The organism is Clostridium amylolyticum (genome assembly GCF_900142075.1).
GTDB lineage: Bacteria > Bacillota > Clostridia > Clostridiales > Clostridiaceae > Clostridium_AA > Clostridium_AA amylolyticum.
In genome coordinates, this window is the sequence record NZ_FQZO01000004.1 from 107,664 (window position 1) to 128,556 (window position 20,893).

Here is a 20,893-nt window from a genome sequence, read left to right on the forward strand (position 1 = left end):
TAAACTGCCTCCTTATTTTAAAACACTACCAGCGATAACCATTTTTTGAACCTGTGAAGTTCCTTCATAGATTTCAGTTATCTTAGCATCTCTCATCATTCTTTCTACTGGATATTCTTTAGTGTAACCATATCCACCAAAGATTTGAACAGCTTTAGTAGTAACTTCCATAGCTACCTCTGATGCAAATAGTTTTGCCCTAGCTGCATCTAAGGAATATGGCATTTTGTTATCCTTCAGCCAAGCTGCTCTGTAAACTAAATATCTAGCAGCTTCAATCTTAACATCCATATCCGCCATCATCCATTGAAGTCCTTGGAAAGCTGAAAGTGGTCTTCCAAACTGTTTTCTTTCTTTCATATAGTTAGCTGCTTCTTCAAGAGCACCTTCTGCAATTCCTAGTGCCTGTGCTGCTATTCCTATTCTTCCACCATCCAGGGTTTTCATAGCTACACCAAAACCTCTGCCTTCTTGGCCAATAAGGTTTTCCTTTGGTACTATACAATTGTCCATAATAAGTTCAGTAGTGGAGGAAGCTCTTATACCTAACTTATTTTCAACCTTTCCAATGGAGAAACCTGGGAAGTCTTTTTCTACTATAAATGCAGAGATTCCCTTGGTCCCTTTTGATCTATCTGTCATAGCAAATATTATGAACACATCAGCATATCCACCGTTGGTTATAAATATCTTTGAACCATTTAATATATAATTGTCTCCATCAAGACGAGCCACTGTCTGTTGTCCAGCAGCATCAGTACCAGCACCTGGTTCAGTTAATCCAAAGGCACCAAGCTTTTCACCTTTAGCTAGTGGAATAAGATATTTTTGTTTTTGTGCTTCATTACCGAAACTTTCAATTAAAGATGCACATAAGGAAACGTGAGCAGATAATATAACTCCAGTAGTACCGCAAGCTTTAGAAAGCTCTTCTACTGCAAGTATATAAGATAGTGTGTCTCCACCTGCTCCACCATATTCTTTTGAAAAAGGAAGACCCATCATACCATATTGAGCCATCTTTTTAACATTTTCTATAGGAAATCTTTCTGTTTCATCTATTTCAGCTGCAATGGGCTTTACTTCATTAATGGTAAATTCTTTTACCATTTGTTTTACTAATTCTTGTTCTTTAGATAAAGCAAAATTCATCTATTTTACCTCCTTGAGATGCTATTTATTTTGGAAGTTCTTTTCTGATCTTTTTTCAACGAATGCTGTCATGCCTTCTTTTTGGTCATGGGTGGAGAAACATTCCCCAAATACTTCTGCCTCATAGCTTAATGCAGTGTCAATATCCACTTGCATTCCTCTATTTATAGCTATTTTACTAAGTGTTACCGCTACAGGAGCTTGATTTGCTATAGTGTTTGCCATAGCTTTAGCTTCATTCATAAGTTCTTCTAAAGGAACTACCTTATTAACAAGCCCTATTCTATAAGCTTCATCAGCTTTAATGATAGCACCGGTATAGATAAGCTCTTTAGCTTTTCCTAAACCTACTATTCTTGCTAGTCTTTGGGTTCCTCCAAAACCTGGTGTTATTCCAAGTCCGGTTTCAGGTTGTCCAAATTTAGCTTTTTCAGAAGCTATTCTAATATCGCAAGCCATTGAAAGCTCACATCCACCACCAAGAGCGAATCCTGAAATAGCTGCTATTACAGGTTTTTCTAAGTTTTCTAATCTTCTGAAAACTTTGTTTCCAAGTATAGAGAATTTTCTTCCTTGGATGGCATTTAAGTCTTTCATCTCTGTGATGTCTGCACCAGCTACAAAAGCTTTTTCTCCTGCGCCAGTTAGAATAACTGCATAAATGCTGTCATCTTCTTCTAGATTTGCAATAACCAAATCAAGTTCTTTTAAAGTCTCGCTATTGAGAGCATTAAGAGCCTTTGGTCTATTGATTGTTACCATGGCAATATTTCCTTCTTTTTCAAGAAGAACATTGTTTAATTCCATAGCGGCATCCTCCTTAAATTCTATTTTAAAAGAAATAATAATTTAATTGCTGCTTCAAGCAATTGCTTTGAAGGGGAGAAATCACTTGAAACTTACACATTTATATGTGTTTTGAATACCTTTTAGATGCATCTTTGCATCAAAACAAAAAAATAATTGAAGTGAAACACTTCAATTATCATTATATTACTTTGTTAAATTTTTTGCAATAAATTATTCAAATTAATATGAAAAATTTTACTTTCCTTCATTCAATAGATATACTAGAGTAAGTAAACTCTCGCTTAAATGTACATTTTCTATTATTACATCTTCTGGAGCTGTGAGATCAATAGGGGCAAAGTTCCATATACCTTTAACTCCGCCATTTACAAGAATATCACATACCTTTTGAGCACTGGTTTGAGGAACGCATAACATTCCTATATCCACAGGATTGCTCTTAAGGAAATTCTCCATTTCATCAATATCAGCTATCTCTATGTCCCTTATCCTTATGCCCACAAGCTTAGGATTAGCATCAAATATGCCCTTCAAATTAAATCCTAGCTTATCGAATCTAGTATAATTCGCAAGCGCTTGACCTAGGTTACCAGCTCCGATTATCACATAGTTATAATCCTTTTGCAGCCCTAGTATAGCACTGATTTGGTTGTAAAGCTCTTTTACATTGTATCCATAGCCTTGTTGACCAAAGTCTCCAAAGCAGTTTAAATCCTGTCTTATCTGAGAAGCAGTAAATCCAATCTTCTCACTTAATTCCTTAGAAGATATTCTATCTACATCATTTTTTAATAGTTCCATTAAGTATCTATGATACTTAGGCAGCCTTTTAATAACTGCCATAGAAATGTTTTTCTTTCTATCCATCTCCAGAGCACCTCTTTATGTATAATTATTAATCTAAATATATCATTTTTACTGTATATATTATTTATAAAATATATATTACCACAGTTTATAATATTATATCTATATTTACCTATTAATTATACTTAATTGATAAATAATAAGCAATTATTTTTAATATTTTATCCAAAACATTGTTAATAATATAACTATTTTCCTGTAATCTCAGTATAATTTATAGCATTTTTTGTATATTTTTCCTTACACTTTTTGCTGGTAACCGGTTACACATTGTAACCATTATAATGCTTTGCAATGATTATTTATTAATAATTTTCTGTATAAATATAGTCAATAATTTTCTATTTATATCAAATTTTCTAATTTTTTCATCTTTTATTGTAGATAAAAAAACAACTTAATAAATATTTCATTAATATATGTACAATATATTTTCATTATTTAAAAAAGCTTAATAATACTTCCGAAACTCCAAGATGTTCAATTAGTATTTTCACTCCTATAAATATTAATAATAAACCACCTAAAACAGTAGCCTTATTCTTTACTAAGCTTCCTACCTTTTCTCCTGTTATTACCCCTATGAAGCTTAGCACAAAAGTTATACTTGCTATAAAAGTTACAGCGGTTAATATATTTACATTTAAAAATGCAAGGCTTATACCTACGGCTAAAGCATCTATACTTGTAGCAATAGCTAAAGTCAAGTAAAGCTTTGTGCTATAATCCATAATACAAGCTTCCTCTTCTTCTTCCTTAAATGCATCTATTAGCATTTTTCCTCCAATAATGGAAAGAAGTGCAAATGCAATCCAATGGTCTATTGAAGTTATGTACTCAGTGAAATTTTTTCCTAACATCCATCCAATCAATGGCATAAGACCTTGAAAGCCTCCAAAATACAATCCTGCTTTTATGCCTGTGGTAACTTTATTCTCCTTACAAGCCCTTATTCCTAAAGTTAAAGATACTACCGTGGCGTCCATAGCCAAACCTAAAGCAATTAAAAAAATTGATACTACACTCATGATATACCCCCAAGATATATTATTTTTGTATACTTTCAGCTCTTTTAATAGAAGTATTACAAATAGTCAATAACTCATAACTCATGTGGCTGCAACTTTACTTGTTACAATAAAAAAGAGGCTTATGTATAACGCAACCCCTCGTTATACATAAGTCTCACTTTTTAATACAAAGCCAGATGATTATCATCAGTATGTTGACTCTGTAACAGGACACAAACCGTCCTGCATGCTACTCCCTTATGCCTGAAAGTAATCTTAACTTCTCCATTATAGTTAAGTTAAATACTACTGTCAATATAGATTTTTTAACAGTAAACTTTTTCTAACTTCCTTACCTTTTTTATTTAAATATATTTTTTATATTCAGCATATTCGCTTAATTCATTTATTAGATGCTTTATTTCTTGATCTTTAGTTTTGTCCATTATTAGTATGACATCTTTAGCGTTTACAATTACCAGATCCTTTATTCCGAAACCTATAACCAAGTTATCCTTATTACCAAATACAGAACAATTTTCACTTTGATCTAGGAAAACATTATCCCAAACGAAATTTCCACCATATTGTGTTAAAAATCTACTTAAAGCAGAAAAACTGCCTATATCATCCCATATAAAATCACATTTTATCACAAAAGCTTTTCTTGTTTTCTGCATAATTCCAAAATCGATGGATATACCATCAATAACATTGTACTGCTGCTCAATAACCTCATTTTCTTCAGGATTATCCAGTGACTTATAGATTTCCATTAAGCTTTTATACATTTTAGGAAGATACTTATCAAACTCCCTAATGATAACATCTGCTCTAAATATAAACATCCCACTATTCCAAAGATATGACCCTTTTAATAAAAAGTCTTTTGCTACCTCAATATTAGGTTTCTCAGTAAATCTCGCAACTTTATAAGTTGCAATATTACCCTGTGATCTCTCTCCCATTTCAATATATCCATAACCTGTTTCAGGTCTTGTAGGGGCTACACCGATAGTTACTAAGCCTCTCTTCCTATCAGCAATTTCCACCGCCTGTTTCAAAGTTTCTTGAAATGCCTTTTCTCCTTCTATATAATGATCAGAAGGAAGCACCATCATTATGGCATCCTTATCCTTTTTCAGGAGCTTAACCGCAGAAAGACCTATACAGGTAGCAGTCCCCACATTTACGATATTGGACTTTTTTATGATTTTAGACTTGAAAATTCATGTTTATCTTATGAAGATGGTTTATTTAATTTAAAATTTAAAATGCCAAATTTAAAATGAAGGTTGAAATTCCTGCGGAATTTCTTAAATTATATTCTATATTTCAAAAACTCCTTTGGAGTTTTATCCTTAATTCTAAATTCTAAATTTTTAATTTTTAATTCTCAATTGTATTGCACTTCTTTATTATGCTACTTAATATTCTACATATCTCATTGCATTCTTTTAAAGTTACATATGCTTCTTTTTCTGTTAAAATATCTGTTGCTATCATTAATTCCAACCAGTATTCAGTTTCCTTTGCTTCTTTAAGTGCTATGCCTAATTTATTTTTAAAGTCTGCTCTACTAACTCCATTTACACCTTCTCTAGTATTTGCACCTATACTAGTTCCTGATCTTAGTAATTGCTTTGATAGGATATATTCTTTTTTCTCATTGACTAATTTTTTATATAAATTAACTATTTTTATAGCAAAAGAAAATGATTTGTCTAGTATTATATTGGTTGCCATAGTAATCTCCTTTAATTCGTATACTATGAGTATTGACAATATTTATTTAATTTAGAATGTAAAATTTAAAATGCCAAATGAATGTTGAAATTCCTGCGGAATTTCTTCAATTTTATTTTTCTAAACTAGGCTCTGCCTAGTTTATTCCTCCATTTTCAATTTTAAATTTCCAATTTTAAATTGATGTTATTTCTTAAACTTAAAATAAATATCCACACTCTTCTCTTTCGTTTCTTTATCCTCATTGACAATAATTTTATCCACAAGTGCTTCTACAAAATTTCTATCTATTTCATTTAATGATAATAATTTATCTATTTCACATCTATAAATTTTAGTAATATCAATATCACTGCTATTGTTCTGAACTATTTCTTCTAATTCTTTTTTCCTTTTAATGAGACTTTCCTGCTTAGTTTGTATAGTTGTACTCATATTGCTAAAATTACGCTCTGATATTACTTCATTTAATTTATCCTCATAAAGTTTTTGAAACTTTCCATCCAATGTTGATAACTCTTGCTCAACTTTGTATAATTCTTTTTCAAATTCATTTTCTATTACTATTCCATCTACCTTTTTATGATATTTATCTTTATCTATACATTTATCAATAACATTCTTTATATATATGCTTATTTCTTCAACAAGATAATCCTCCTTAATAGAATGTGGGGTACATCTACCTCCTCCCATTTGAGAGTTTGTACATTTATATCCTTTATATTTCTTTCTATAGGACATGCTTCCCCCACACCCACTACACTTTAACACAGTGGTAAATGGATATATTCTATCCTGTTTATATCTATATCCGTGTTTTCTTTGCTCCATATTTTTTTGTACTTTATTGAAGGTCTTCTTATCTATAATCCCATCAAATTCACCGCTCCATATCCATTCCTCTTCTGGTGTCGCTTTTACCTTTTTAATTTTATAACTTACTTTCCTCCATCTTTGTTGAACCATGTATCCACCATATTTAGGATTCTTTAAAATACTCTGAATTGTATTATTAGTCCACATTCCAAATTTTTTACGCTTAAAATTCTTAAGTCTTGCTGATGGTGGGAGAATCCCTTTTTTATTTAGATAAGTAGCAATCCTTCCAAATCCCCACCCCTTCTGATATAAATCAAAGATTTCTTTAACTACTTCCGTAGTTTCCCCACCTTCAGGAACTAATATGATAGTTTTCTGATTCCCTTCATAAAGTTCTTCAAATTTATATCCATAAGGTGGCTTGGACGCTATTGAACTACCTCGTTGCATTCTATCTCCAAGAGCACTTCTAACTCTTTTACTACAGTCTTTTATATACATTTCATTTAGAATATTTTTAAATGGAATTATATCATTAAATTCTGTTTCTGTATCAACATTATCTAATACAGATATAAATCGAACATTATTTACTTTAAAATAATCTTCTAAATAATATCCTGCCATTATATAATCTCTAGAAAAACGAGATAAATCACGAGTTAAAACCATATTTATCTTCTTATCTTCAATATCCTGTTTCATTCTTAAAAAAGCATCTCTATCAAAGTTAGAGCCAGATTGCCCTTGATCCTCATAGATATTTACTAAATTATATACCGCCTCCTTATCTTGAGTTGACTTCTCTATTAACCACTTCTTAAGATTTCCTACCTGCGCAGGAATAGATTCTGATTGTGAATCTTTATCTGTACTTACTCTAGCATATATTGCTACATTCCATATTTTTCTCACTTTTTAACCACCTCTTGCTCCTTTTTGCAATTAGTGGATAGATTTTTGTTTACCTTATTATTATACCGCGCTATTTCTCCCTTTTTTATATCTTGAGTAATTTGAATAATCTTTTTATTGATAATTTCATCAAAAATCCCTTCAATATCTTTTGCTCCGTAGTAAATATTTGATCTTATCTCTTTCATTACACTCTTTCCATTTATATTGCTATAGTACAATCTATTCTGAAATTAACGCTTATATGTAAAAAAGGATTAAGCACAGCATCTTTAAAGCCATACTTAATCCAACTACTAACTATTTAACAAATTTAAATTTCTTAATTATGCATTAATAATATTAAAATCTCCACATAACCTCTATTTTATTATCTTCATATACTTTAATTTCATCAATAAATAATGCTAATAATGAATTTTTACATGTTATATATTTATCTAAATCTAATATAATATTCTCTCCCTTTTCTAATATTGAAAGTTGATAATTTATGATTTCATCTTTTAACTTAATTTGTTCTCTAAGAGAGTGTCTTTCTTGCTTCAACTCTAAAATCTCTTCATTTAACACCTCTACCTCATACTCGTCGACTTTCAAATCAAGTTGTCTTTCTCTACTAAGAATTTCTTTAGTTATATCCTTTACTTCTAATTCTAATCTTGTTTTTTCACTGTTGTGAAATGACTTTTTATTGTTAGCACCTATAATTTTTTCTAAGATCTTATCTATATTTAAGTTATTACATAAATTAATTTTATTTAACAATAGATTTTTAATTAATGTAAATAACTCATCCTCTTTAATTAAATGTGTAGTACATCCTGAACTTCCTTTACTATTACTTAATGCACAAACATATCCTTTAGATTTATTCTTATATACTAATGCTTGTCCACAATCACCACATCTTAATAATCCAGCAAAAGCATGCTTATCACTTGATTTCGTCCTATTATTACCATTAGTTTTTATTAATAGATCTTGCACTAAGTCATAAGTTTTTTCATCAATAATACTTTCAAATTCTGCTGTTGTCATCCAATCGTCCTTTTCTTTTTTAGTTATCCCACTGAATTCTCCACTATTTATAAAACTATTTTTTTCAGTTCTAAACTGACTTAACTTGCCACAATATAGAGGATTCTTTAATATCGCTGAAACAGTTTGTTTACTCCACTTCATCTTTCCCGTTGGTGATACTATTCCTAATTTAGTAATCTTTTCAGCAATATCATTTAATGAAAGCCCCGATATATAATCTTCAAATATTTGTTTAACTATATCCGATCTAATTGATTTTTCTACTCTTAATTCAACGATTCCCCTTGAATTCCTATACTTTTCTAATCCAAATGGTGCTTTAGATCCAATATAACTTCCTTTTCTCGCCATTCCATTTAATCCTCTTTTAGTTTTTACAGAACTTGCTTTTACATAATCTTGAGCAACATTACTTACAGCCTCAATTTCATCATAAGCCCTCATAGAATTTATTATCATGTTATCCATATCAATGTATAGTAAGTTAGCCTCTCCATTATTATATAGCAAGTTCATATTATCATTAGTCAACCTACCTAATCTATCAATATGAGTTGTTATTATGCAATTAATTTCTTTTGATTTCAAAGCCCTTAACATTTCACAATATCCCTCTCTCTTATCACTTGCTGTTCCTGAAACTCCATTATCATAATATTCACTTATTGCTTCTTCAGGTAATTCTAAATCTTCTGTAAAAAATCTAAGATTATCTAATTGTTTAGTAATAGCATTATTATCTTTTTTAGACACCCTCGCATAAATTCCAACTTTAACTTCATTCTCTTTATTGTCCTTATAGAATTTCCAACTTCTATAATTTCCAATCTTAACACCTAATTTTTCTAACCTGTTAACTAATTCTTTTAATTTCATATCTAATTCCCCCTATGCTGTTTTTCTTATATTTTCTTCATCAGTATTTTCTTTAATAACATTTACTATAAATTTTTCTATTAAATTCTCTATATTGAATTTACCTAAGTTTACCTCTTTAACTTCACAGTTTTCTATTTTTATTCTAGCCATAATTTTATCCTCCTCTGTTACTCAACTTTTTTACTTTCCGGAAAGTCTTGCAAACAAAGGCTTTATTACCTTTGTATTTATACTTAACACAGGTAAAATAAAATCCGCCAAAATTTTAGAAACTTTTTTAAATTTTTTTACACAAAAAAAATACTATGAAATTAATCACAGTATTTATATTTATTAATTTATTATGTACACACTATTACGCCTAAATTATTTAATATTTGCTTTGTATCTTCTCCGATAGCATTTTCACACGCAATACATAGAAATTCTTTTGCTCTACTAAATGCTACATATCCTAAATGACATGAATCACTTACTTCATCAATCCTCTTATTCCTATCACATTCCAGCCACTTTCTAAGTTCATCTTCATTTCTTGCTAATACTAAAACTGCATCGGCCTCTAATCCTTTTGCCTTATGAATTGTTAAACAATACTCTCTACACTTGTCTATATTCTCTTTAGTCGAAATAAATATCCCGCTAACTACATTATAATATTTATTAATTATTTCATTATTATCTATAGAACATTCCTTAATTGATTTTTGATAATTATTAAAATCTCCAAATTTAACTTCTACTTCTTTTCCCCAATACTCAATATTATTTATATTTTTTCTAAAATAATCTATTAGTTCTATACATTTCTTTCTAAACTCAATTATAGTTATGTTAAATTCATCCATAATTTCACTTTTACTTTTATTATATAAACTCTTTATTAAATCCATTGTAATACATAAGCACTTAGAATAATCCTCATTCTTTCTAATGTTAGATACACTTCCCTTAAACTTATTATTTTGATACGATAAAAAGAATTTAGTTTTAGGACTACTTGCTAAAAATTTCTTTTCTAAGCATAGCAAATTAAATTTTTCTACTATCTCATCAATATCACTCAAATCTATAAACGTAACCTCATTCATTGATGTAATTTTTTCACATCTATATACCTGTTTTATATTACAATGAAAATTGTTTAAAAAATTCACAATAGTCTTACTAGACCTATAATTATTTTCTAATTTAACCACCTTATAACTTTTTTTCTCCTGTAATGATATGATAGGATGTTGCTTTAGATCGCCCTTCCTATTTCTCTTTTTTTCTTTACTAGCGAAACTCATTATCTTTTGTTCTGGATCTCCTACTAATATAACATTAGTTTTTTTCCCTTTTCTTAAAGTTTCTAAAATGTCAAATTGTTGTTTAGTTGCATCTTGAAATTCATCTACTAATACATAAGATATTCTATTACAAAATCTTTCTTTTACGATAGGATCACTTAGTAATTTATTAGAAACCGTTGCTATTTGATCGTATGTCAATATTCCCTTCTTGGAAAGTGAACTAAGGACTCTATTTTTCATTATATAATAATCTTTTCCTTTAGCATTCAAATTTAAGTTTATATCATTTACTATAATATCATCTTCAATAAGTCCTTTAGATTTCGCGAAAGGCTTAATTAAATAACTTAGCAAAAAACTATGTATAGTACCGATAAAGACATTACTTGGAATACTAACAACTTCTTCTAATCGTTTAATTAATTCTTCAGTAGCAGAATTTGTATATGTTATTACTGCTATTACCCTCGTAGAATTAACACTTTCTATTGCATGCAATACATTTCTTACTAATTCTGTAGTTTTTCCTGATCCTGCCGCAGCAATTATTAATTCTTTTCTTAACTCCATACAACCTACTCCTTAATAAAATTAAAAATATTTAATATATATTGAGGCACTTTAAAATCATAATACTCTTTACCTTCTTCTTTTAACCTTAATTGCTCCTGTATTTTTTCTTCAAGTAAAAAAGCAAACTCTGATTTTTCATCTTTAATTTTCTCAAAATATACACCTGTATCTATTTCTTTATTCCATTTATCTTCATATGTTTTACACAATCTTGGTTTCATTGATTTGAAAATGTCTAATAGTATATTTTTTTCGTCATACTTCTTGTTATTGTAAATAATTTCTTTTTCAAGAGTAAATTGATTATCTTCTATAAGTATTACATTAGAATTATATTCTTCTTTTAAATTGGTAGATCTATTTTCTACCGCTGTACCCTCGTCTTTATCCGTTATTACTCCACACTTAATAAAATACCCATTCTTAACAATCTCTAAAAAATTTTTAAAAGCGACACCATTAACATTTACCACATTACATCCAATGCTCTCCAATGTGATTCCATAAGTATATCTGAAAAATTGTGGCACTAAAATTTGTTCTGCAATTCCTTCAACCAATATTAATTTCCTTGCAAAAAACATCTTAGAATTTGTTGCATCTAAATATTTTCTTAAATATTTTTTATACTTTTCTTTCTCCCCAACTAACCCTTGTCCAATATAATAATTTTTAACTAATCCATTTTCATTGTATAAAACAACTATATTATCTAAATTAGTAGATGATGAAATATGAGTAGAATGTGTTGTTATAATCACTTGTGTATCTTTAATACCCTTTTCTATTTTATCATTTAGATCATTAAATATATTTCTAACTAAATGTGTTTGAATATGTGGATGTAAATGTGCTTCTGGCTCTTCAATACCTATAACCCTAAATACTGTTGGAATATTATTATTCTCATTGTTTAAATGTGACATTAACAGCGATATAAATAATAAGTTATTTTTACCTAATCCATTTCGCTCAATTGAAATTGGATCATCTCCGTACATCAAACTTAATTTCTTTATAATATCCTTTATCTCTGGGGATGAAAATGAAAAATTAATTTTATCATTTTCGTTATATAACGATATCTTCTTTAAGTAATTATTTATTTCATCTTTTAACTCTTTAATTCTTATATTCTCTTTAATTCCCTCATCTAAACTATCTAATATTTTTTTAACCTCTAAATAGTCCTTATTTTCACCATTATCTAAAATTTTAAACAGCAATTTAGAATCTCCATTGGCTATTAATTCCCTTTTAGCATCCCTTAAAGCATCTAAAATTTCAACTTTTAACATTTTCAAATAATAATTATCACATTTATTTGAAGTTAAATCTCCACCAAAAACTATATATTCATATTCACTAATTGGAAAATCTATGTACTTAAATAAATCAATATCACTCCCACTAGATTCTTTTATTTGTTGTAACTTTTCAAGTTGATTTTTTATCCATTCTTTCTTATTAAATCCACTCCTAGGTTTAAAAGTATATGTTAATTTTACTTTTGATAATGTTTCTTCAAAATGCCAATCTCCTACAACCGCCAATTGTTCATCATTCATATCATCTATAATTAAACTTATGTTTACTAAAGGAAATATATCTAAATCTTCATCTTCTATATTTTTATCAATCATACCTAATACTTTTTCTTTAAATTCCATTCTTGTTCTATAATTTATATCTTCTGTCTCTAAAACCCTTTTCTTAAACATAGTTATATCTTGACTAAGAACTAAAGCAATTGAATCTAAAAGATTTGATTTCCCAATATTATTTTCTCCTAACACTAAAGTAAATGGTTTCAACTCTAAGGAAAACACTCCATAAAAACTTCTATAGTTCTCTATCCTTATATTTGAAATATACATAACTCTCTCCCCCTATTCACTAAACCCTAATTAGATACCTTTCTACAATATTATAAATATTGTTTCCAGTTTAGTTATTATAAGTATAATTTTAACATTATAATCATTAAATAAGAATATAAAAATTGGATACAATACTTTTTACACTAAAAAAATACTTGATTGAGTGTTTCATATACAACCTCTTTCTACAATTCATACTAAAATAATTTTGATTTAATAAATAGTTATTATATATAATTCCTGTAAATAAATTAAAAGGAGTTAATATATAATGAAGGATAATATAACTAATACAAATTTATGTGAATTTAATTCCTATTTATTAAATAGGGATTTATCTGAATCTACCATCTCTCTATATATTAGTAACGTTAATCAATTCATTAATTATTTTGAGGAAACTGAAGATATTGAATTTAACTTTTCTAAAGTTACAATTATTGATTTAAGAGATTACCGCTCTTATCTAGTTAATATAAAGAAACTTAATATTAATACTATAAATACTAAGATAATGTGTTTAAAATCTTATTTTAACTTTTTATATAATAGTAGCCTTATCAACACAAATCCATGCAAAGATTTTAAGAAGATAAAAATAGCCACTAATTATAGCGTGAAAAGTTTTAATGAACAAGTTTATAGAAAATTGAGAAGGGAAATTTATAGATCAGCAAATACACTTCATATTGCCATATTTGAAACTTTTACTAAGACCGGCTGTAGGGTTTCAGAACTTTGCAATTTAAAATTGTCATCATTAAATTTAACTGATAGGACTGCTAGTATAAAGTTTTTAGGTAAAGGAAATAAACTTAGGGAACTTAAATTACATTTGGATGCTAAAAAAGCAATTTTAAATTACATTAAAATTAGAAATTCAACTCCAAGCAAATCAGATTATCTATTCTTAAGTGAACGTAATGATAAATTTACTAGAAGTGGTATATGGAAGATATTTAAAAAGTATTCTACTAGAATTAATGAAGATATTACCTTACATTCATTTAGGCACTATGTTCTTAGAAAACTACTTAAAGAAGGGGTAGACCTTAGCACTGTTGCAGCAATCGCTGGCCATTCTAATCCACTTGTAACTGCTAAAATATATACTACAGCATCTAAAGAAGATCAAGATACTGCATTAGACTTACTATAGTTTTATATTAATTATTAAGATATGCTCAATATTTTTAACATACATATTGAGCATATTTTTTTATTTAACACCTATATCCTTACTCTTAATTCTTATTTCTTTTAACCCTCTTTTTAATATTCTTATTCGTTTTGCATAAAATTTACTTTTCTCTATTTCTGTTAATTTATTAATTAAATCTGCATCTATCATTAATACAATATAATCTTTCACGTCATTAACTAACCTACTACACCTTAAGTAATATTGTGAATTATTATATTCCTTTTTATTGAATAGAACTAGATTAGTAAATATATTGACATAATAAAATAGAGTAAAACATACTATCAGTTGAGTTAATATTGTTGTTGTTTTTCCAACAATAAAATCACCTCTATCATCTGTTATTGATATTAAGGCTAATATATTATTATGGGCTATTAGATTTAATGCTGCATAAACTTGATAGTTAAATCCTGTATCCTTCTTTTCAGTAATCTTGCTTCTTATAGACTTAGTCTTATATATCCTTCCTCCTAATGTATATTTATTATTCCTTCTAGTACATTCTTCTTTATAAACATTAATAATGCCTAAGCATGTCTGGTTTAATAAATCTATACTTTTCAAATTTGTATCTCCATAAGCCTCAACTAAATTTTTAAGTATTAATGCTGCTTCTAATTCCAACTTACTATTTATGAGTGTTTTAATTGCTTTTATATCCCCAAGTGCCCTGCTTAACAAATAATTATTTACAACCTCAATAACTTGTGACCCGCTTTTAATAATTATATTTTCTGGTTTTAAATAATACTCTGTTAAACTAATTAATCTATTAAATAATTTATTTGTATATTTTATATCCATACAGCGTCCTCTCTTTTTTCTTTTACTATACCGCGCTATATAAATTAATACAGGACTTAAAATTTAAAACTCCCTATAGAAATTCTATAAGGAGTAACTTGTTAGAAATATTTTAAGAAATATTGGTAAAAGACGATATTTATATATAGAGAGGTGAAACAAATGACAAATACACATCACTTAATAGAATATATAAAACTGAACCTTAAAGATAAACCACAATGTAAAATGATGGTGAAAACAATAGTATCAAAATGCTACTGCAAAAAAAGAAGCACTAATTTAATTAATGATTTAAATGAAGCCTTAGATGAAAATAATATAATTGTTAGTCCAAGTTTAACATCTAATTCACCAGCACTTAACTCATGGGTATATTTCTCTTATGGAGATAATAATAAATTACTTGTAACTCCAAAAGTATCCTTTAATCCGTATCCACATCAAACTTTGGCATGGAATTCTATGACTTCACACTATTCTAAGCACAAGCGTGGAATGATAATAGTTCCAACTGGAGGGGGTAAAACTACAATAGCGGCTAAATGGTTAACAGATAACTATTTATCTAATGGATATAATGTTCTTTGGTTAGCACATAGAATAGAATTACTTGAGCAAGCCCAAGAGACTTTTATAAAATTTGGAGTTTCTAAATCATCAACTTTAATTACATCTTCACAACATAATTCTTGGACGGATATCTCAAACTTCCACAAAATAGTTCTAAGTACAGATAGAAGTTGCTTAAGTAAACTGGACTATGTAAAAAGATTAATTAATCAAGGTGAACGAGGTCTTTATATAGTAGTAGATGAATGTCATCATTCTGTATCTAACAGTTACCTAAATCTTATAAAAAATATATTAGAATTAGATGATACCAAAGATATAAATCTTTTAGGATTAACTGCAACCCCTATAAGAATGAATTATGATGAAACTCAAACTTTATGGAAAATGTATGACGATAAATATAATCTAGATAGGTTACATAATTATTATGTGAATGATGAATCTTTCAATAGTAAAATATTTGAAGTCAGTTTTTCCGAACTAATTAGTCGTGGTATACTAGCAAAACCAATACCATTATCAGTAGTAACTAATGTAACTATAGAAGATAAATTAAGTGAAGAAGAACTAAAATTAATAAATACATTTGGTGATATATCAGAGGCTGCTATTAATAAGTTAGCCAATGATAGTAGCAGAAATAAATTAATAGTTAATCATTATATACAAAATAAAGAAAAATACGGTAAAACTTTAGTATTTGCATTAAATATTGAACACTGTAAAACCCTTAAAAATGAATTTCTTCATAATGGTATTTCTTGTGAATATGTTGCTTATGGTGAAACTAATAATAAAAATATTATAGAAAACTTTAAAACAACAGATACGCCTCAAGTGTTAATAACAGTTATAAAATTGACTGAAGGTTTTGATGCTCCTTGTATCCAATCAGTTTTTTTAACTAGACCAACTAATTCTGAAACTTTATTTAGACAAATGATTGGTAGAGCCTTAAGAGGACCTGCTGCTGGTGGAACTCAAGAAGGCTATTTAGTAGATTTTAAAGATATCTGGAACACATTTACTCCTGTTAATTCAGATTATGCATTAACCCCTGAACTTTCAAATATAAATACAGATGGCTCAAATTCAGGTAATACATCAAAAAAATATATTAATGATAAAATGTTGGATATTGCATACTCCATTCTTCGTGAAAAGTTCAAAGGCGAGATAAGCAATATAATAGAATCCTTACCTGTTGCTTGGTATCAATGGACCGAAATTACAGATGGCGAGGAAACAGAACGAATTATAATTGTGTTTTCTAATTATAGCAATCAATTCACTGATTTAATTAAATATATTGAGACTAACTTTACAAGTAAGGAAATAACTACCCAAGATGCTATTAGTTTACACGAAATGTTCTTTAGAGAATGTCCCGATCCAAGACCAGATATTAATGAAATATATAATGTTATAACTGCCGTGAAGAATAATATTGAAATTAATAAATTTGAATTCGAAGAGTCTGAAAAATTTAATCCAATAACTCTTGCTAAAGAGTTCAAAGATTATAATAGACGTGATTTAAGAACACATTTATCAGTAATATTTAATATGTCTCATTACTGTCAAAAAATTTATAAATATCAATTTGAAAATTTTTATAGTGTAATTAGTAGAGAAATAGATATTCTTCTTTCTAAGGAAGATATGGAAATGGCTATTAAAAATTCGCATAGTCCTTTAGCAATTCCATCTAATATAACTCTTTGTAACCCAGAATTCAATCTATATCAAATTAAAGATGAATTATTAAATATAATTGATGCTGATACTAATAAATCACTATTCCCAGAAAAAGAAATACCTAATTTAAAATTTATATATACTAACGAAATAGTTAAAAATTATTTTTCTAAATATAGACCTAGTGATAATACAATAATAATAAATAGAATTTTTAACTGCACTGCAATACCTGGAATAATAAGAGAATATATAATATATAGCCAAATTTGCTTTAGTCTTATGCCTCATAATACAATTGATCGTAATTATAGAGAACGATTATTTAAATTTATCCCTACTCAAAATTCTATACTAGAAGTAAGTGAATTAGGACTAGATATTAAAGATACTCCAAACTTTTGGTATAACGAGTGTGATAAATACTTATTTAAGTTATCCAAAATTTATAGCATAAATTATTGTTAATAAGAACATCTCCTAAAGTTAGATTTTAGGAGATGCTTTTATTTAAACTCAATATATAACACACCTTTTTGTAAAATCACCATAGTTTTTTAACACTTATATTTTATTTTTCATTCGTATTATTTGTATCATATTTTTTAATGCTAATTTTTAATATTTTAAAAAAACCATAGTTATTCTATTTGTTATTTAATTTAAATACCCTTTAATTTTTACTATTTTATTAATTTATAAGCAACTGTAAAATATAACTGATAATTTTTTTGCTATTTTTCATTAAATCAATGCTATATATAATATTTTTATAAACTTTTCTTGAAAAGTCTCTCTAAGATTTATTATATTTTATTATCAAATCTTAAGGAGGAATTTATTCATGAATAAACAAGAACTTATTAGGATATATAATCTTTATATCCTACAAGAAAATAATAAAAAGGAATTTAATACAAATTATCTAGAACAAGAGTTACCAAAGGAAGATCTTACTGAAATATTAGTTAATAATTTCGATGAACTTCAATACCTAATACTAAGTAATCCTAATTACCCTATTTTTCAGTTGTGTGCTGAAAAATACCCTATGATTTATTCTGGGTACTTTAGTCTAAATTTTAATAAAAGTAACCTTCAATATATTCTTAGCAATTTTTTAGGAACTTTATTCTGTAGGTATAAAACTACAAATTTTAATGAAATCATTGATTATTATATATATGATTCTGATAAAAATCCTTTGAATACTGATATGATGAAATTGAATACTTTAATATCAATGAGACATTTTGACTTGAATTTTCTAAATCAAATTATTGCTATGTCAATTAATATATTTAAAACATATGAAGCAGAAATTGCCCTCTTTGAAGATCTCCAACTTAAGAATAGTCTAGATTTATTTATGGAAGTAACTACCAAACAATGTAAAATTGATATACTTAATACTTTAAGAAATTCATTTAAACTAATAAATTCTGAAAATGATAAGAAACTTATGACTAAGTTATTGGAAGATTTCAAAATTTATTCTGATACAAATGACCCTAAGTTTAAAGATGATATCGATTCATTGATTATTGAATTTAATTACTTATTTAAAAATTAAGGGCAAAAAGAACAAGGATAAATTTCCTTGTTCTTTTTGTATCTATCTTAACCAGTAATATACTTTTTAAATAAATAGTTTGTATCATTCTTCTTTTCTTTAAAAAGATACTCATTTTTTATACTATTATATTCATCTGCCATTAATATTAATGTTAAACATTCAATTTCATCTAATTTTTCAACTTTATCAATTATTCCTACTTCCCCTTCAATAAAATCATCAAGCATCATACTAACCCCTAAAGTTCTTAACATATCTTCCTTTTTTATACTTCTCCACCATTCTGGCATCTTACCAAAATGATAATTAATTATTGTGAAATCATGATCAGTAAAATTTATCCTTTTAATTTTTAATCTAGCCTGTTTCATCATATTAGCCATTTCCATCAACATATATCTAAGAAATAACTTTTCATTACCTTCAATATCATCCTCTTCAACTTGATATAAATCTTCTCCCATATAATTAATTAATAATTCTCCTCTTAAAAATTTTGGAAATTGTTCTCTTACAAAACTCATTCTAATCCTCTCCTTTTTTCTTTAAAATTATTTAGTTAAACAACTATATTTATATCTAACACCGTTCATTAATAATCCGCCAAATTTTTTAAAATTTTTTAATAAATATATCTCTAATATTAAAGATCATATGGCTTCTCGCTTGTTATTGTATCTTCTTCTATTTTATCTAATTCAAATACTAAAGCGTTATTACTCCAAAATTTATTAACTCTATTAAATTCATCAATAGATTTTATATTTTTGTCACCAACTTCTTTTATGTTAACATCTCCTGGAAACATAGTTATGAGATGATATTCATTTTCATTATAATAACTTTGCTTTAATGCAACTACAACCTTATTAGTTAATCTTTTTTCTCTATTTAATTCAAATTTGCTATATAACTCTCTTCCTTTTCTCTTAGCATAAACTATGTTATCAGGATTCTCTATCCTATTAATATTTGAATATCCAACATCTGTATAATGTTGATAACAAAATTCAATAAATTTTTCCCCTCTATGATATTCATTAATTATTGATCTTATATCTCCAATAAAACTCCAATATGGAATAATAAAATCTTTATGGTGTTGCTCCATATGTTTTATAAATCTTTTAGTTTGCTTTACTCTTATCCTTTCTTTCTCAAACTTTTCCATCATCTCTGTTGTTTTCATATTAACATCTCCTCTACTTTCTTTTTAATTCTTATCTTAGTAATTTTTTTAATATATTTATATCTAACATACAAAATTAAAAATCATCCATTTTCACAAAAAAAAATTAGAACATTTTTTTATGTTCTAATTTTTTTATATATCTAGTTTTATTCCATTATTTCTTAACCACTCTTTTCTCACTTCATAATCAGGCATTACTGCTGCCATCCTATCCCAAAACTCCTGTGAGTGGTCTTTATATATCATATGGGTCATTTCATGCAAAACAATATAATCTAATATATTGGCTGGTGCCATAGAACACCTCCAATTAAATAAGAGTTCATTATTAGATGTACAACTAGCCCACCTTTTCTTTTGCTCTTTAACCTTAATGTCCTTAGGTCTAATATTAAAGTATTGTTTATAGTAATTTACTCTTTCATTAACTCTTAATAATGTTTTTTCTCTATACCAATTTTCTAAAGCAAGTTTTATTTTATCTTGATTTCTTGTATATGTAGATATTATAAACTTACCTCTAAATAGTTTGACATTAATATCCTTTGTATTTATATATTCAATTTCTAATGAATAGTTACGACCTAAATATAAATAAGACTCCCCACTTACTACTTCTCTATTAATTTTATTAATATTAATAGATTGTACTTCATATTGCTTTTGAACTATCCAATTTGCTTTTGATTTAACTTTATCTAATATTATATCTTCAGTAACTCCAAGTGGAGAACTAACATTTACTTCTCCACTTGGCTCTACTTCTATACTCATTGTTTTTCTTTCTTTAAATACTACATTAAAATCTATATATTTTGTTCCATATTGAAATCCTAATTTCATTTTA

The 20,893-nt window shown here is 27.5% G+C and carries 18 protein-coding genes and 1 pseudogene; 3 read left to right on the top strand and 16 right to left on the bottom strand.

From position 1 onward, the window contains the following. Positions 1-12 precede the first annotated feature (12 nt). From BUA82_RS10485 to BUA82_RS10535, 12 genes and pseudogenes are all read right to left on the bottom strand, one after another. Entirely contained in the window at positions 13-1,152 is a 1,140-nt protein-coding gene (locus BUA82_RS10485; RefSeq protein ID WP_073007554.1) for an acyl-CoA dehydrogenase, read from the bottom strand. A 21-nt stretch (positions 1,153-1,173) separates the two neighbouring features. After that, entirely contained in the window at positions 1,174-1,959 is a 786-nt protein-coding gene (locus BUA82_RS10490; protein ID WP_073007557.1) for a short-chain-enoyl-CoA hydratase, read from the bottom strand. Between the two features lie 237 nt (positions 1,960-2,196). Continuing rightward, complete coding sequence (locus tag BUA82_RS10495) at positions 2,197-2,829, bottom strand: redox-sensing transcriptional repressor Rex (RefSeq protein WP_073007561.1); 633 nt, start codon at positions 2,827-2,829, stop codon at positions 2,197-2,199. A gap of 437 nt (positions 2,830-3,266) precedes the next feature. Next, entirely contained in the window at positions 3,267-3,857 is a 591-nt protein-coding gene (locus tag BUA82_RS10500; RefSeq protein ID WP_073007564.1) for a manganese efflux pump MntP, read from the bottom strand. A 347-nt stretch (positions 3,858-4,204) separates the two neighbouring features. Next, a pseudogene (locus tag BUA82_RS10505) lies at positions 4,205-5,050 on the bottom strand (mannose-1-phosphate guanylyltransferase); the annotation flags it as partial. A 178-nt stretch (positions 5,051-5,228) separates the two neighbouring features. After that, positions 5,229-5,585 (bottom strand): four helix bundle protein, encoded by a 357-nt coding sequence (locus BUA82_RS10510; RefSeq protein ID WP_073007570.1) that lies wholly within the window; start codon positions 5,583-5,585, stop codon positions 5,229-5,231. A gap of 186 nt (positions 5,586-5,771) precedes the next feature. Continuing rightward, the gene (locus BUA82_RS10515) at positions 5,772-7,322 is read right to left on the bottom strand and encodes a recombinase family protein (protein WP_073007573.1); all 1,551 of its coding nucleotides are present in this window, start codon (positions 7,320-7,322) and stop codon (positions 5,772-5,774) included. Beyond that, complete coding sequence (locus BUA82_RS10520; RefSeq protein WP_073007577.1) at positions 7,319-7,510, bottom strand: hypothetical protein; 192 nt, start codon at positions 7,508-7,510, stop codon at positions 7,319-7,321. The genes BUA82_RS10515 and BUA82_RS10520 overlap by 4 nt, the downstream gene beginning before the upstream one ends. A gap of 154 nt (positions 7,511-7,664) precedes the next feature. Beyond that, positions 7,665-9,242 (bottom strand): recombinase family protein, encoded by a 1,578-nt coding sequence (locus BUA82_RS10525; RefSeq protein WP_073007581.1) that lies wholly within the window; start codon positions 9,240-9,242, stop codon positions 7,665-7,667. Between the two features lie 12 nt (positions 9,243-9,254). After that, positions 9,255-9,395 carry a hypothetical protein gene (locus BUA82_RS20690; RefSeq protein WP_178140724.1) on the bottom strand — a complete coding sequence of 47 codons (141 nt, stop codon included), beginning with the start codon at positions 9,393-9,395 and terminating at the stop codon, positions 9,255-9,257. Between the two features lie 191 nt (positions 9,396-9,586). After that, positions 9,587-11,110: a UvrD-helicase domain-containing protein gene (locus BUA82_RS10530; RefSeq protein WP_073007583.1), complete on the bottom strand. Its 1,524-nt coding sequence runs from the start codon at positions 11,108-11,110 to the stop codon at positions 9,587-9,589. 5 nt (positions 11,111-11,115) lie between these two features. Next, complete coding sequence (locus BUA82_RS10535) at positions 11,116-12,990, bottom strand: ATP-dependent nuclease (protein WP_073007586.1); 1,875 nt, start codon at positions 12,988-12,990, stop codon at positions 11,116-11,118. 274 nt (positions 12,991-13,264) lie between these two features. On the opposite strand from BUA82_RS10535, the gene BUA82_RS10540 reads away from it, so the two are divergent. Then, positions 13,265-14,152 carry a tyrosine-type recombinase/integrase gene (locus BUA82_RS10540; RefSeq protein ID WP_073007590.1) on the top strand — a complete coding sequence of 296 codons (888 nt, stop codon included), beginning with the start codon at positions 13,265-13,267 and terminating at the stop codon, positions 14,150-14,152. A gap of 60 nt (positions 14,153-14,212) precedes the next feature. Here BUA82_RS10540 and BUA82_RS10545 read toward each other — a convergent pair whose 3' ends face one another. Continuing rightward, a complete protein-coding gene (locus BUA82_RS10545; protein ID WP_073007593.1) occupies positions 14,213-15,004 on the bottom strand; it encodes a hypothetical protein in 792 nt (263 codons plus the stop codon). Between the two features lie 162 nt (positions 15,005-15,166). Here BUA82_RS10545 and BUA82_RS10550 point away from each other — a divergent pair, with 162 nt between their 5' ends. Then, positions 15,167-17,746, top strand: a complete 2,580-nt coding sequence (locus tag BUA82_RS10550) for a DEAD/DEAH box helicase (protein WP_073007596.1) — start codon at positions 15,167-15,169, stop codon at positions 17,744-17,746. Between the two features lie 376 nt (positions 17,747-18,122). After that, positions 18,123-18,851, top strand: a complete 729-nt coding sequence (locus tag BUA82_RS10555; protein WP_073007598.1) for a hypothetical protein — start codon at positions 18,123-18,125, stop codon at positions 18,849-18,851. Between the two features lie 47 nt (positions 18,852-18,898). Here BUA82_RS10555 and BUA82_RS10560 read toward each other — a convergent pair whose 3' ends face one another. From BUA82_RS10560 to BUA82_RS10570, 3 genes are all read right to left on the bottom strand, one after another. Then, positions 18,899-19,378, bottom strand: coding sequence for a hypothetical protein (locus tag BUA82_RS10560; protein ID WP_073007603.1), 480 nt, complete (start codon positions 19,376-19,378; stop codon positions 18,899-18,901). A 119-nt stretch (positions 19,379-19,497) separates the two neighbouring features. After that, complete coding sequence (locus BUA82_RS10565; protein WP_073007606.1) at positions 19,498-20,043, bottom strand: hypothetical protein; 546 nt, start codon at positions 20,041-20,043, stop codon at positions 19,498-19,500. 135 nt (positions 20,044-20,178) lie between these two features. Further along, entirely contained in the window at positions 20,179-20,889 is a 711-nt protein-coding gene (locus tag BUA82_RS10570; protein WP_073007608.1) for a M48 family metallopeptidase, read from the bottom strand. Positions 20,890-20,893 lie beyond the last annotated feature (4 nt).